The sequence below is a fragment of the Thiomicrorhabdus cannonii genome, from assembly GCF_013391695.1.
In the GTDB taxonomy this organism is placed as follows: Bacteria; Pseudomonadota; Gammaproteobacteria; order Thiomicrospirales; family Thiomicrospiraceae; genus Thiomicrorhabdus; species Thiomicrorhabdus cannonii.
Map to the genome: position 1 here is coordinate 377149 of NZ_JACBGH010000001.1, position 15687 is coordinate 392835.

Annotated in this window: 11 protein-coding genes; 6 read left to right on the plus strand and 5 right to left on the minus strand. The window is 51.5% G+C overall.

Annotated features, from left to right (window positions below; genetic code table 11):
* Positions 1 to 57 precede the first annotated feature (57 nt).
* The 3 genes from HZ297_RS01885 to HZ297_RS01895 all read right to left on the minus strand — a co-directional run bounded on the left by HZ297_RS01885 (position 58) and on the right by HZ297_RS01895 (position 5581).
* On the minus strand, positions 58 to 549 hold the full coding sequence (locus HZ297_RS01885) for a CinA family protein (protein WP_178861275.1): 492 nt from the start codon (positions 547 to 549) through the stop codon (positions 58 to 60).
* A gap of 478 nt (positions 550 to 1027) precedes the next feature.
* Complete coding sequence (locus HZ297_RS01890; protein ID WP_178861276.1) at positions 1028 to 2071, minus strand: HD-GYP domain-containing protein; 1044 nt, start codon at positions 2069 to 2071, stop codon at positions 1028 to 1030.
* A 90-nt stretch (positions 2072 to 2161) separates the two neighbouring features.
* Entirely contained in the window at positions 2162 to 5581 is a 3420-nt protein-coding gene (locus HZ297_RS01895; protein WP_178861277.1) for a response regulator, read from the minus strand.
* A gap of 491 nt (positions 5582 to 6072) precedes the next feature.
* On the opposite strand from HZ297_RS01895, the gene mutS reads away from it, so the two are divergent.
* The 5 genes from mutS (at position 6073) to HZ297_RS01920 (ending at position 11598) form a co-directional block, all read left to right on the plus strand.
* Entirely contained in the window at positions 6073 to 8646 is a 2574-nt protein-coding gene (gene mutS / locus HZ297_RS01900; RefSeq protein ID WP_439333563.1) for a DNA mismatch repair protein MutS, read from the plus strand.
* Between the two features lie 8 nt (positions 8647 to 8654).
* Entirely contained in the window at positions 8655 to 9530 is an 876-nt protein-coding gene (locus tag HZ297_RS01905; protein ID WP_178861279.1) for a tetratricopeptide repeat protein, read from the plus strand.
* 22 nt (positions 9531 to 9552) lie between these two features.
* Entirely contained in the window at positions 9553 to 10095 is a 543-nt protein-coding gene (locus HZ297_RS01910; RefSeq protein ID WP_178861280.1) for a cytochrome b, read from the plus strand.
* Between the two features lie 66 nt (positions 10096 to 10161).
* Positions 10162 to 10998, plus strand: coding sequence for a DUF5718 family protein (locus HZ297_RS01915; RefSeq protein ID WP_178861281.1), 837 nt, complete (start codon positions 10162 to 10164; stop codon positions 10996 to 10998).
* Positions 10999 to 11022: 24 nt separating this feature from the next.
* Positions 11023 to 11598: a DUF1415 domain-containing protein gene (locus HZ297_RS01920; RefSeq protein ID WP_178861282.1), complete on the plus strand. Its 576-nt coding sequence runs from the start codon at positions 11023 to 11025 to the stop codon at positions 11596 to 11598.
* Between the two features lie 40 nt (positions 11599 to 11638).
* Here HZ297_RS01920 and HZ297_RS01925 read toward each other — a convergent pair whose 3' ends face one another.
* On the minus strand, positions 11639 to 12085 hold the full coding sequence (locus HZ297_RS01925) for a gamma-glutamylcyclotransferase family protein (protein ID WP_178861283.1): 447 nt from the start codon (positions 12083 to 12085) through the stop codon (positions 11639 to 11641).
* A gap of 110 nt (positions 12086 to 12195) precedes the next feature.
* On the opposite strand from HZ297_RS01925, the gene HZ297_RS01930 reads away from it, so the two are divergent.
* A complete protein-coding gene (locus HZ297_RS01930) occupies positions 12196 to 14916 on the plus strand; it encodes a cation-transporting P-type ATPase (RefSeq protein WP_178861284.1) in 2721 nt (906 codons plus the stop codon).
* Here HZ297_RS01930 and HZ297_RS01935 read toward each other — a convergent pair.
* Complete coding sequence (locus HZ297_RS01935) at positions 14913 to 15680, minus strand: nitrilase-related carbon-nitrogen hydrolase (protein ID WP_178861285.1); 768 nt, start codon at positions 15678 to 15680, stop codon at positions 14913 to 14915. The two genes, HZ297_RS01930 and HZ297_RS01935, sit on opposite strands and share 4 nt — an antisense overlap.
* Between the last annotated feature and the right edge of the window lie 7 nt (positions 15681 to 15687).

Here is a 15687-nt window from a genome sequence, read left to right on the forward strand (position 1 = left end):
CAATTTTCAGCGGCGCATCTGCGTCCAAGGCTGACACCCTGCCTAATAAAATGTTTTTCACCCCTGCGTATTCAAAAGCTTCATAATCCCCATCAATGCCGCCTCGGTGGTCTGCTCGCGCACCGCTTGGCGGTCGCCGTCAAACAGAAACGTCTGGCTCTCCACCTTGTCGTGCCCCTGCATCGCCCAGGCGATCCACACCGTGCCCACCGGCTTATCCGGCGATCCGCCGCCCGGCCCGGCAATACCGCTGCACGCCACACTCACCTTGGCGTGCGACTGCTGCAACGCGCCCAGCGCCATCTCCTCCACGCACTCACGGCTCACCGCGCCCTTTTTCTGAATCGTCGCTTCCTTGACGCCCAGCATCTCTTTTTTGGACTCATAACTATAGGTGATGTAAGCGCGATCAAACCAGGCGGTACTGCCGCCGATCGACGTCAACGCCTCGGCGATCATGCCACCGGTGCAGGATTCCGCCGTCACCACCATCGTGCCATGGTCCACCAATGCCTGACCTACTTCTTTCACCAAGGTTTCAAATCCCATCTTTAACGACTCCATCATTGCTATCGACGATAATATGCCCTAGCATACCCGTTTTTAGGGTTTATTCAACCTTATCCAACTTTATCCTTTTGAGTGACCGTTTCCGGAATAACATGAGCAAAACCCCGTCAGCAAACGCCGCCCCAAATATCAAATGATCTGATACAAATGCCCTATTAAAAAGGGAAAAAGTGATTAAAATAAAATTCTGTTATTCGAAAAGAAACGTCTATTTAGAATCTATTATTAAACTCACATTGATTCCGAATAGACGAAGAAGCAAAATGTGAAAATGCTCAATGGCAAGAATATTGCAACCAGGTTCAGGCACATGATTCACTGAATATTTTACCGAGATAGTCTTTACTGATGAGATGCTTGGTTTCAGTAGAAGGGCTAATGCCACACAATAAAATCAGAATAAGTCCTGTGAATTAGACGTGGTACAAACACCCAATTTTAATCAAACGGTAACCACTCAATCAAAGCAAGCCGTTTCTTCAAATTTGCTCTTAATATCAACGATTCTTGGTAATGAACGAACAAAATGAGGCACCAATTCTGGGTCAAAGTGAGAACCTGCATTTTGCTGAATGTAATCTGTAGCCGCTTCAACACTCCACGCTGTTTTATATGGACGCTCGGTCGTCAACGCATCAAATACATCTGCAATCGCAACAACTCTTGCAGAAAGAGGTATTTCTTCACCTTTAATTCCATCTGGATAGCCCTGCCCATCCCAGCGCTCATGATGAGCTAACGCCACCTCATAAGCCATCGCTAACAGCCCGGATTCGTGTTTTCCAATAATCTCGGCACCAAACCTGGGATGTTGCCTCATTAATGCCCACTCATCCTCATCCAGCTTTCCTTTTTTAAGAAGAATCTTGTCTGGAATCCCAATCTTACCAATGTCATGCATTGGCGCTGCTTGGAAAAGCAACTCTGGCCATCCGGACTGTTCATCATCGATAAAAGACTCTGCAATAAACCTTGAATAATATGACATCCTGATGACATGAAGCCCCGTTTCATTGTCTTTAAACTCGGCTGCCCTACCTAGTCGCTGAATAATTTCCAGGCGAGTATCGTGTAATTCTTTGGTACGCAATGCGACCTTTTTTTCTAACTCCCGACTCTGATGAGCCAAGGCCAGATGCGTCTTTACCCTAGCTTTGGCAATGGAAGGTTTTACCGGCTTGGTAATGTAATCCACAGCCCCTAGCGCAAGTCCCTTCTCCTCATGCACTTCCTCAACCATAGCCGTTACAAAAACAACAGGAATGGACCGCGTTGCAGGATTGCTCTTCAAGCGTTCACAAACTTCATAACCGTCCATTTCCGGCATCATGATGTCTAAAAGAATTAAATCTGGTCGTGGAACTTTGTTGGCAATCGCGAGGGCTCTTTCACCATTCAAAGCCACTTTGATCTTATAATCCTGCCCCAGGACTGAAGATAAAATATCAATATTTTCAGGCGTATCATCCACAATTAACAGGGTACTTTTGGTTTTATCCATTACATTCTTCCATTCTGCCCGCAGGACTCGCTAAGACTATAACCGTTTGTTATTACTAATTTTAAATCCATATAAATAGCTGAACGCTTTTTAAGATAACAGCCTACTTTCTATTTTTTCAGCCCAAATCAACGCCTCATCAAACTTATAACTTTTCACTTTGTTATTCAGAGCTTGAAAATCCCCAGCAATTTTTTTTGGCATGGATTTTTTGTTTATTTCGTCCATAAAAGACACCGCATCAAAATCATCCTCTTTCAACAACGCTTTCAATAAAACCAACTGCTCTAAAAAGCTATCCTTATCAAAAGGGGCTGTTGCTTCTATTTGAGATTCAGGTGTCACATCATTCATCAATACTTTTGACAAACCGTTCAACACAACTAACAACGCTTTATTAACATGTTCAAGTTGGGTAACCACCTTTTCTAATTCTCTATTTTCCCCGTCACACATCTTTTCCAGCTGCTTGGCAGCTTCATATATCTTTGACGCGCCAATATTTCCAGAAAGCCCCTTTAAAGTATGGGCTAACAACTGCGCCTGATTCCAATCCCCAACCTTAATGGCTTGCATAAATTCATGTTTAAAACTCTTTTGCGAATCCGCAAATTTTTTTAGCAACTTCAAATAAAGCTGATTATTGTAATTTGTGGTTTCCATCCCCTTTTGAATGTCTATACCCTCGATTTCTTGAGGAAGCTCGACCTTCTCATCTGATGCTTGGGACTGTGAAGTACGGAAAACATTATTTCGATTGCTTGGCGATATCCACTTAGCCATTATTGAAAACAATTCCTCTGGTCTAATCGGCTTAGTGACTAAATCATTCATTCCAGATTCCAACGCTTTTTCTCTATCCTCTTCCAACGCATTGGCTGTAACAGCGATAATTGGCAGACTTGCATACTGCGGCATTGCACGAATTCTACGCGTTGCTTCAAAACCATCCATAACCGGCATCTGGCAATCCATTAAAACGCCATCAAATTCATTTGCCTTTAACAGCTCCAAGGCTTCGACCCCATGATTTGCAATGCTAGCGGAGATATTTTGAGCGTTCATCAACTCAACAATTAACTCTTGGTTGATATTGTTATCTTCAACCAATAACAAATGCGCCCCATGTAGCTGTTTGGCAACATTCTCAATAGATTCATGGTGTAGTTTAAGCTTGTCAAACACCCCTTTGCCATTTTTACCGCCAATCACATCCACAATGGCATCATAAACACTCGAGTATGTTATGGGTTTGCTAATAAAGTGATGGATTTTTATATCATCCGTCACTTCAGCCAATTTCTCGACGCCATGAGCGGTAACCATAATAATCTTGAGTAAATATTCAGCAAAATTATCCTGAATGTATTTGATAGTTTCTATACCATCCATGCCTTGCATGAACCAATCGATCATAATGATATCGAAAGAAATGGCGTCTTCTGAGTCATGAAGAAGCTTTATAGCCTCCTCTCCACTTTCTACCATAGTGACCCTGAATCCAAAGTTCTCCAACATTTTGGTGAGAATGATGCGAGAGGTCACATTGTCTTCAACAACCAGAATATTTAACTCACCCAAGATGGACGACAGTTTTTCTGATTCTTGGTTTTCCATATCCTGTTCAAGCAGTTCTATCGTAAACGTGAACTCACTGCCTTTTCCAACTTCACTGGTTACAGAGATGCTTCCCCCCATCATCTCAACCAATTTATGCGTGATGACTAAACCTAACCCTGTGCCGCCAAACTTTCTAGTGGTTGATGAATCAGCTTGTGAGAAAGGTTGGAAGATTTTCGATAAAACCTCTTCAGACATTCCAATACCCGTATCCTTAACAGAGCCTTTTAGGACACATTTTTTCTGTTTAGTTTTTTTATCGTACTCCTCGTCCTGCAAACTGATCGAGATGACGACCTCTCCATTCGGCTCTGTAAACTTGATGGCATTGCTAGTCAAATTAAGAAGGATCTGGCCGATTCGAAGCGGATCACCTATAAACTCTGTCGGCATCTTAGGGTCCATCGAGTAAATCAACTCGATGTCCTTATTAAGTGCACTCATGCTTACAATATCCACCAAATCTTCCAAAACATCCCACATGGAAAATGAAGTTTGCTCAATGTGCAATTTGGCAGCCTCAATTTTAGAAAAATCGAGAATATCGTTAATAATCCTTAGCAACATTTCAGCTGAGTGGTTGGCCTTATAGATATAACTTTTGGTTTTGTCGGATAACTTATCGTCCATCAAAGCTAAATAAAGCATTCCTAGAATTGCATTCATAGGGGTGCGAATTTCATGACTCATATTGGCCAGAAAATCCGACTTTACACGCGCCATACTTTCGGCGTTTTGTTTAGCGTCTAATAAGGATTGTTCATAGGCTTTATTCGCACTGATGTCCGAGATGATTGCCGTGAAGACACGCTTGTCGTCAAACACAATTTCTCCGACTTTAAGTGAAACTGGTACGGCAACACCATCTTTTCTAATCAGTTCATTCTCGACTAGCTTACCAATCACATTTTTCTGCCCTGTCCGCAAATAATTGCCGATCACTTGTTCATGCCTAATATTGAGTTCCTTGGGCACAAAGATATCGGGTAGTTTCCCTATGACTTCATCTCTTGAATATCCGGTCAAGGTCTCGGCGGCTTTATTGAACGATTTAATTCTGCCTTGCTCATTCACTGTAATGATAGCGTCGACGGTGCTATCGACGATGTTGGCATGAAAAAGTTCTGAATTCTGAACCTCTCTGTAAGACCTTAAAACTTGCCGATAAAGGTAATTAAATGCGATCAGATTGATTAAAATAAACGCGAAAACACTTAGTAACAGATAAGTTGAATTTAACTTTAATTCGTTTTCGACTCTCGTTTCTTCTAGCCTTAATCGATTATGCAGCGAAAAATAGAAATCATCGATTGGCGCAATGACAGCGTGCTTCGCCTCCAAATACTCCCCAGCGTAGAGCAATTCCAAAGCTTGTCGCTGACTAAACTTGGTGTCATGCTGACTTCGCTCAAAAATTTCAAATGCTTTATTTTCAAACTGTGCTAACGCATCAGAATTTTTGTGTGCTAATTGCAACTTTGATTTTTCATAATCGGTAGCAGAAGACTCCATTAACCTTCTTTCAAAGGATCTTTCTAAGCCAGGGGGATGCTTTTCGGTTCTTACCGATTCAGGCAAATTCCAATAGGTGGGTGTCGAGTTTTGCGGGAGAGGCTCTTCTCCGTTTCGCATCCTAACAATATGCGTGAAGTTTTCTCGATATTTCAAATCGCCGGTAAAGACATAAGTTCTGGCAAATCGTGTCAGGTCATCTGATGACTGTCTAAGATAATCCGCTAAATGGTGCAGTTCATCAAACTCTTTATAAAACAGGACAAAGTCAGCTGTAATCTGCTCGTTCCTTTGCTGAACCCATAGCACTAATGCCAAAAGAAAGACCTCAATCAACAGGATAAGCGCAATAACTTTTTTTAGACTAAGCTTTTTCATTGGAATACGGCCTTGGGTATGGAACTATTAACAGTGGATACGAACTAATCAAAAACCTATATGGTCATATTAAATCAATAAAGCAATGAGACACCATATCAGCAACGATATTTTCCGAAACACTCCCCCACAGAAAGGAAAATTAATTAGCCCCCAAAAAATAGGGAGCTCAATTTTCCTGACGATTAGAAGTAAAGGTACTGTCTGATCGGAGTAAGAGCGGTTTTAATGAATGGGATAAAAATCCATGTTACAAACAACAATTTAAATTAAAAAAATCATAGACGCACTGCACAATGCCCATTCTCACTAAACTATCTGCAGCGCGCATTTCACCGATAGGTTTATTTCAATCGCAGGAACAGCATGGGGTTTTATGTTAGTATTGGCGTCCAAGGCGGCACAGCAACGCTTGCAGAAAACCTGAATTCAACAAGCCCTTTAATCTTTACCCCATCAAATCAATGACAAATAACCAGCAACACACCCCAATGATGCATCAATACTTGGCCATCAAGGCCGAGCATCCCAACCATCTGCTGTTCTATCGCATGGGGGATTTTTATGAACTGTTTTACGAAGACGCCCAAAAGGCGGCGCGCCTGCTCGATATCACCCTGACGGCTCGCGGCAAATCCGCCGGCCAGCCGATTCCGATGGCGGGCATTCCGCATCACGCCGCCGACGGTTATCTGGCCAAACTGGTCAAACTCGGCGAATCGGTCGCCATCTGCGAACAGGTCGGCGATCCGGCCACCAGCAAAGGCCCGGTGGAACGCAAGGTGGTGCGCATTATCACACCGGGTACCTTGGTGGAAGAGATCCTGCTGGAAGAGTCGCGCGAAAACCTGCTGGCCGCCATCAACCTGCACAACGGACTGTTCGGCTTGGCGGCGCTGGACGTCGCCGGCGGGCGTTTCGAGGCGACACAACTCGATAACGTCAACCAACTGGCGGCCGAACTGGAACGCCTCAAACCGGCCGAACTGCTGCTGTCCGACGACGATGCGCTCTTGGCCGCGTTGCCGGAAGCCATTCAAAACCGAACAGGCCGGGTCCGCTACCCCGCCTGGCATTTCGAGCCGCAAAGCGCCAAAAAACGCCTGACCGACCATTTCAAAACCCAGGACCTGCTGGCATTCGGCTGCGAAAGCAAACCGGCGGTCATCGCCTCGGCCGGCGGCATTTTGCATTACGCCAAAACCATGCTGCAAAACGGTCTGGAACATGTGCACAGTCTGCACACCTACCAGACCGACGACACCCTGGTGCTCGACGCCATCAGCCGCCGCAATTTGGAAATCGACCTCAATCTCAGCGGCGGCACGCATAACACGCTGGCGGCGATTCTCGACCACACCGCCACCGCCATGGGCAGCCGTCTGCTGAAGCGCTGGTTGAACCAGCCGCTGCGCAATCAGACTGTGCTCAATGCGCGCTTGGATGCCATCGACGACCTGATCCAGCAGCAAAACGACACCTTGCTGCGCCAATCGCTCAAACAGATCGGCGATATGGAGCGTATTCTCAGCCGTGTCGCGCTCTATTCGGCACGCCCGCGCGACCTGTTGCAACTGGGTCGCGCCCTGCAAACCCTGCCCGAATTGCACACGCTTCTGGAAACTCAACAGGCCGGTAAACTCCTGCAGCTTGGCCAACAGATCGGCCGCTATCCCGAATTGGCCGAACTGCTGGATCGTGCCATCTGCGACAATCCGCCGATGCTGATCCGCGACGGCGGCGTGATTGCCGAAGGTTACGATGCCGAACTCGACGAACTGCGCAACCTCAAACACGAAGCCGGCGACTACCTGCTGCAACTCGAACAGCGCGAACGCGAACGCACCGGCATCAGCACGCTCAAGGTCGGTTACAACCGCGTGCACGGTTACTATATCGAAGTCAGCAAACTGCAAAGCGAACAGGTACCGGCCGACTATCAGCGCCGCCAGACGCTGAAAGGTCAGGAACGCTACATCATCCCCGAACTCAAAACCTTTGAAGACAAGGTATTGAGCGCCGGCGAAAAAGCCTTGGCGCGCGAAAAATGGCTCTACCAGCAGTTGTTGGAAACCCTCAACGCATCGCTGAAAGCGTTGCAAACCACCGCGCTGGCGCTGGCGGAACTCGACGTGCTCGTCAATTTGGCCATGCAGGCGCAGGCGTTGAATCTGTGCCGCCCGCAACTCGCCGACGAACCCGGCCTGTTCATTTTAAAAGGCCGTCATTTGACGGTTGAAGCGCTCTCCAAAGAACCTTTTATTCCCAACGACACCGACTTCAATCCGGCACGCCAGCTGCAGATTATCACCGGCCCCAACATGGGCGGTAAATCGACCTATATGCGTCAGACCGCGCTGATTGCGCTGATGGCGTATATCGGCAGCTACGTGCCGGCTGACGAAGCGCGTATCGGCCCGATTGACCGCATCTTCACACGCATCGGCGCCTCCGACGACCTGACCTCGGGGCGTTCGACCTTTATGGTGGAGATGACCGAAACCGCCAATATCCTGCATCATGCCACCGCCGAATCGCTGATACTGATGGACGAGGTCGGCCGCGGCACCTCCACCTTTGACGGCCTGGCGCTGGCTTGGGCGATTGCGGAACATTTGGCCACCCATATCAAGGGTTTCTGTCTGTTCGCCACCCACTATTTTGAACTGACCACACTGGCCGAACAGTTCTCAAATACGGCCAATGTCCATCTGGATGCGATCGAACACGGCGACAAGATTGTCTTTTTGCACCAGTTGCAGGAGGGCCCCGCCTCGCAGAGTTACGGGCTACAAGTTGCGGCGCTGGCGGGTGTACCGCAGGCGGTCATCAAGCGCGCCAAACAGCATCTGACCAGTTTGGAAAACCAGAGCGTGGCGAGCCTGCAACAGCCGCAAAACCGCAGCGTGCCGCAGCAGCAGTTCGAGCTGTTTGCCGAGCCGGCGCCCGATCCGGTCGCCGAAGCCCTGAAAGAGACGGTTGAGAGTCTGAACCCTGACGAGATGACACCTAAAATGGCGCTGGACGCCCTTTACACCCTTAAAGCGCTCTTAAAGCAAAGCTGAAAAATCACATGACAGAACAAACCAAACAAGCCTATATCGTTGATGTCAGTGCCGAAAACCTCGCCGAACTGATCGAGTTTTCCCACAAGATTCCGCTGTGGCTGCAATTCTGGCAACCGCAGAACGAACCGAGCATCGCCGCCGTGCACCATCTTATTGGTCTGGCGCAGCAGCGCGCCGGCGATTTCATTCTCGCCAAAGTGCATATCGGCCAGCAGAGCGAAATCGCGCAACGCCTTGGCGTCACCCAAGCCCCGACCAGCAAACTGATTGTGAAAGGCGAAATCGTCGCGCAAAGCGATGAACTGCTGACTGAACAGCAATACCGCGAACTGCTTGCGCCGCATGTGCCCGCCGAAGCCTCCGACGTGCTGCGCCAGCAGGCACAGATCGCTTTTGCCGAAGGCGACCCCGAGCAGGCACTGCAACTGCTGGCGCAGGCGACTGCGGTTAATCCCAACAATTTTCTGGTGCACCTCGATCTGGTGCAGATGTACCTGCTGCAAGGCCATCTGGACAAGGCGCAGACGCTGTTCGACAAACTGCCGGACGAAGCCAAACAGTCCGCCGACGGCAAACGCACTCTGGGCCTGTTGTTCTTTTCCGGCATTGTCGCCGAAGCCGACGACCTGCCCAGCATACAACAGGCGTTAGGCGAGAATCCGCAAAATCCGGCGGCGCTCTACGCGCTGGCCGGCTATCTGGTGCTGCACAATCAACCCGAACAGGCGATGGAAGCGTTATTTACCCTTTTCAAAACCGATCGTGGCTATAATGAAGGCGCTGCGCAAAAAGCCTTAATCCAACTGTTTGCGATGCTGGCGCCGACCCATCCGCAATGGGTTGCGCAGGCGCGCCGCACCTTGCAAGGTTTACTCTATTAATTTTTCAACCGGGAGAATACAAATGGAATTGAAAAACACCCCTGACAGTTACGGCTTGGTAAGCCGCGCCAACCACTGGCTTTCGGCCTTTCTGGTGATTGCCGCGATTGCCATCGGCATCTATATGGGCGAGCTGCCGAAAGGCGAAGAGAAGTTCGAGCTGGTTAGCCTGCATAAATCGCTGGGCGTGGGGATTCTGATGCTGATGCTGCTGCGCCTGGCCTGGTTGAAACTGAGCCCGAATCCGGAGCAGATTTCCAACAACAAATTCGAACACATCCTTGGTCACAGCGTTAAAGGGCTGCTTTATCTTGCCCTGTTGCTGATGCCGATTTCGGGCTGGATCATGTCGAACGCCGGCGGCCACGAGGTCAGTTTCTTCCAGTTCTTCACCCTGCCTACGCTGGTGGATGAGAACCACGACCTGCATGAAATCGCCGAAGGGTTTCACGCGTTTTTCGGCTGGAGCCTGATTGCCATTATCGCCCTGCATATTGCCGGTGCGCTCAAGCATCATCTGGTTTACAAAGACAATACCCTAAAACGTATGTTGGGTAGAAAGTAAGCCCTCCGACAGCCGGCCGCTCTTGCGGCCGTTTTTCTTTTAACGCCAAACCTTACAACAAACACTATGAAATTCTATCTGCACCACACGCTCTGCCTCGGTATTGCCGGTAACTTTGCCCACCATTTGGAGCAAGCCGGCGAAAACGCCGATTTTGTCAACGTCACCACCGCATGCGAAAACGCCCCCAAAGGGCTTTTTCCCTATTACGTGCCGGGCAGTTCCGGCTTTACCGGCATCTATCCGCTGAGCCACGATACGATCCGTTACCCTGAAGCCATGGAGCACAACGCCCATCTGCAACTTGAGGCGGAAGTCTGCGTGGTATTTGGCGTCACTTATGTCGACCATCGCGTCAGCGACCTCACCCCCAAAGCCTTCGCCGCCTTCAACGACTGCTCAATCCGCAAGGAAGGCGCCAAAAAGATCAGCGAAAAGAAAAACTGGGGCGAAAACAGTAAAGGCGTGTCGGCCGATTTTCTGCCTTTGACGCGTTTCGAGCGCGGCGGCGAAATGGATCCGTTTCATATCGCCTCGTTTGTGGAACGCGACGGCCAACTGCACGCCTACGGCGAAGACAGTCCGGTGCTGACCTACAACTACTTCTACGGCCAGCTGAAAGAGTGGATTATCGACAAGCTCAATCATCAGGCCGATTTCGGTCCGCTGGAAGATTTGGCGGCAATTCTGCGCGAAGCGGAGTATCCTGAACAGATTATGATCAGCCTGGGCGCGACCAGTTATACCGCCTTTGGCGAAAGCGAGTTTCTGCAACCCTGCGACAAGCTCAGCGTCTATGTGTATGACGCCGTCCAGAACACCCTGGAAGCCGTCACCCGCCACGCCAGAGGCGAAAACGTCGCGCTCAAGAACACTTCGCTGTTGCAGCAACTGGTTATTTAAGAGGCCAATTAAGAGGTTTTTACCATGCACAATCTGCCCGAACACGCCCCCATCGTCGAAGACATCCAGCGCTGGCTGGAACAGGTCGTCATCGGCCTCAACCTCTGTCCTTTCGCGGCCAAACCGTTTTTGGACAAACAGGTCAGAATCAGCGTCACTGCCTGCACCGACGTGGACTGCCTGCTGGATGTATTGGAAACCGAACTGGAAATCATGGCGGAACACCGTCCGCAAGAGATCGAAACCACCCTTATAGTGGTACCCAATATGCTCGGCGATTTTTACGACTACAACGACTTTCTCGACCAGGCCGAAGCGCTGCTTGACGAGCAAGGCTGGACAGGGCATTTTCAGCTGGCGAGTTTCCACCCGCACTACCAGTTTGCCGAAACCCGGCCGGAAGACTGCGAGAACCTCACCAACCGCGCCCCCTACCCGGTTTTGCATCTGATCCGCGAGGCGAGTCTGGAAAAAATGCTGGAACACTACCCGCATCCGGAGCAGATACCGGAACGCAATATCGAGCGCGTCTGCAATCTGGATGACGCCCAAAAAGCGGCGCTATTCCCTTATCTGTTTTCAGCCAAAAAACCGCACTGAAAACTCAACAGGCCGGGTATTTCGCAGCGTTTAGATTCGTTCAAACACGCGAAAATCCGCTGTAACGCTCCAAAAAGCGTTGCAACCCGGCCTGTTCAAATGCTTTTTGATTCCAGTTTTCGGCCGACAAAACCCTCGAATATTCGGGCTTAATCACATACAACTGCACCTCAACCTCACCTTGTGGCGTGCTCATCACACAAACATCACGAAAATAATACTCTCCCTCAAACTCATCCAGACGCCGCAAATCCGCCGCATTCACGCCCAGATACACTCTGCCGCTGACCGCCGCATCGGCACCCGCCTGCACCACTCCCGGATAATCCTCACCCAACACGGCAAACCGCCGGTAACCACTGACAATTCCATCCACCGATGCATAACGGCCGGACACAATCTGCGACCATACCGGCGCATACATCAACGAACCATAGGTAAAGACATTCACGCTTTCAGAAAGAGCTTCTTCTCTATTTTCCGGCATCACAGACACTCCCCATAAATCACATACTTGTTTTGCTTCTACCTGTTACAAACGTTACTATCTTACTCAATGCCTATGCAATTGTTGACGCACTTTTATAAGGTCTGCAGATGAATCACACCGACATGACAACACAACCCTGGCATCAGCTGGACCACCATGACGTGCTCACACAACTGGCCAGCAGCGAAAGCGGTTTGTCCTCAACAGAAGCCGAAACGCGGCTGCAAACCTATGGCCCCAACCGCCTGCCAGCCCCGCCTAAACCCAGCCTGTTCAAACGCTTTCTGCTGCAATTCCATAACATCCTGATTTATGTATTGCTAGGCTCTGCCAGCATCACCCTGCTGCTCGGGCATCTGGCGGATACCGCCGTCATCCTCGCGGTGGTGCTCATCAATGCGGTCATCGGCGTGATTCAGGAAGGCAAGGCCGAACAGGCGATGGAGGCGATCCGTGATCTGCTCGCGCCGCAGGCAGCGGTGATTCGCGACGGCAAACGCCTGAGCCTGCCGGGCGAGCAACTCGTGCCCGGCGACATCGTCCTGCTCGAAGCCGGCGACAAAGTACCCGCCGACCTGCGCCTGCTGGCAAGCCACGGCCTGCAGATTCAGGAAGCCATTTTGACCGGCGAATCCGTTGCCGCCGAAAAACAGACGCAAACGGTCAATGCCGACGCCGCGCTGGGCGACCGCACCTGCATGGCGTTCAGCGGCACCACCGTCACCAACGGACAAGGCAAGGGCGTGGTGGTCGCGACCGCGGCGGGCACTGAAATCGGCCGTATCAGCGGCATGCTCTCGGAGGTCAGCACTCTAACCACGCCGCTGATCGAACAGACGGACCACTTCGCCAAATGGCTGACCTGGGTGATTCTCGGCGCGGCGCTCTTCATTTTCGGTTATGGCATTCTGGTCTATCAACAGGATGTCACCGAACTGTTCCTGGCCGTGGTCGGCCTTTCGGTCGCCGCCATTCCCGAAGGCTTGCCGGCGGTGCTCACCATCACCCTCGCCGTCGGCGTCAAAGCCATGGCCAAGCGTCAGGCGATTGTGCGCCGCCTGCCGGCCATCGAAACCATCGGCGCGGTGTCGGTGATCTGCACCGATAAAACCGGCACCCTCACGCGCAATGAAATGAGTGTCGACCACTTTTTGAACACGGACGGCGCTTTTGAGGTGGAAAGCAACGGCTACGCGCCGGTCGGTGCCATCACTCAAAACGGCACCAACACAACTACCACCTCGCAACAGCAGGCGCTGTTAATGGAAGTCGGCAACGCCGTGGTGCTGTGCAATGACGCCGAATTAAGCAACCTCAACGAAACCTGGCAGGTTCACGGCGACCCGATGGAGGGCGCGCTGCTCGCCTTTGCCGAAAAATGCGGCGTCTCCATTCAGGATAGTCGCCACCACTGGTCACGCACCGACCTGATACCGTTTGATGCCGCCCACAAATTCATGGCCACGCTGCATCACGACCACGAAAACCATGCTCTGATTGTCGTTAAGGGCGCGCCCGAAAAAATTCTGCAACTGTGCGAATTCCAACGTCAGTCCGACGGCGGCAGCGCGCCAATCGAACGCGATTTCTGGCATAACAAAGCGGAATGGATGGCGGCGCAAGGTCAGCGCCTGCTGGCGATAGCCGTCAAGACCGTTCCCCCCGAACACACGGTGATGGAACGGGCCGATCTCGATAACGGCCTGGTGATGCTCGGATTGGTCGGCCTGATCGACCCGCCGCGTCCCGAATCGATTGCCGCGGTGGCGGAGTGTCGCCAGGCCGGTATCCGCATCAAAATGATTACCGGCGACCATGCCCTGACCGCCAGCGCCATCGCCAAACAGATCGGTTTGCAGCACCCGCAGGCAATGCTGACCGGTGTCGAAATCGACCAGCTCGACGACGACGCCTTACGTGCCAAAGTGCTGGAAACCGATGTCTTTGCACGCACCAGCCCGGAGCACAAACTGCGGCTGGTCGAGGCCTTGCAGGCACACGGTCTGATCGTGGCGATGACCGGCGACGGCGTCAACGACGCCCCGGCATTGAAACGCGCCGACGCCGGCATCGCCATGGGCAAAAAAGGCAGCGAAGCCGCCAAGGAAGCCTCCGAACTGGTATTGGCCGACGACAACTTCGCTACCATCGCCGCCGCCGTGCGCGAAGGACGCACCGCCTACGCCAATATCAAAAAAGTCATCAGCTGGACGTTGCCGACCAGCACCGGCGAAGCGGCGGTCATTACCCTCGCCATTCTGGTCGGCCTGACGCTGCCGGTCACCGCCATTCAAATCCTCTGGATCAATCTGGTGACCGCCATCACGCTCGGCATCGCGCTGGCCTTTGAACCCACCGACAACCAGACCATGAAACATCCGCCGCGGGCACGCAACCAGCCCTTGCTGGACCGCTCCTTGGTATGGCATATCGTGCTGGTCAGCGGATTGTTTATCGTCGGCGTTTTCGGACTTTACAGCTACGCCATCGCCGAAGGCCGCGCACTTGAGGAGGCACGCACCATCGCCGTCAACACGCTGGTGGTCATGGAAATTTTTCATCTGCTGTTTATCCGCAATATGGACAAACCCAGCCTGACATTACAGGATGTGCGCGGCACGCCCGCGGTATGGACGGCGATTGGACTGGTGCTGAGCGCGCAGCTGCTCATCACCTATTTCCCCGCTATGCAAAGCCTGTTTCAAACCCGCGCGCTGGGTTGGAGCGAGCTCGGCTGGGTGCTCACTAGCGGCATAATGCTGTTTGTACTGCTTGAACTGGAAAAACGCTTGCGACTGACCTGGTTAGCGCGCCGCACACGTGCTTAACGGCGATCGCCGAGAAAGGGAAACTGCGTGCGGATAGCCTGCACGCGGGCGGGGTCGATTTCGGCGGATTGCCAGCGTTGCGTGGCATCCGCATAGGCCACTGTCTCCCCCCACGGATCGATAAGCATGGAACCGCCCGCATAGCGCAAACCGTTGCCGTCCGTGCCGATGCGGTTGACGCCCACCACATAACACTGGTTTTCAATCGCCCGGGCGCGCAGCAGCGTTTCCCAATGCAGCTGACGGCTTGCCGGCCAGTTGGCAATCACAAAGACCAGTTCGGCATCTGGCACTACCTGACGGAACAGCTCCGGAAAACGCAAGTCATAACAGATAAACACACTACAGCTCACGCCGTCGATCTCGAACAGCACGCTCTGCTGTCCGGCTTCATAGTGCTCGCCCTCACCGGCAACATTGAACGTGCGGTTCTTGCGGTAGGAGGCCAGTTCCCGACCTTTCGAGTCAAACACCAAAGCGCAGTTACTGGCTTTGGGTCCGTTACCTTGTAACGCGACGCCCGCAATCAAGTAAATGCCGTAGCGCTCGCTCCATTGCTGCAAAGCGGCATAGACGGTGCCCTGTCTGGATTGCGCAATGCGCCCGGTCTGCATTGAAAAGCCGCTGGCAAACAGCTCCGGCAACACCACCACCCGCGTCTCCGGATTGGCCAGCATCGCCTGTTGCAGTTCCACTTCCAAACGCTGCAGGCTCGCCTCGCAGTCTTCCCACACCGGCTCGAATTGCATCATCAAAATCTGCATCTTTCAC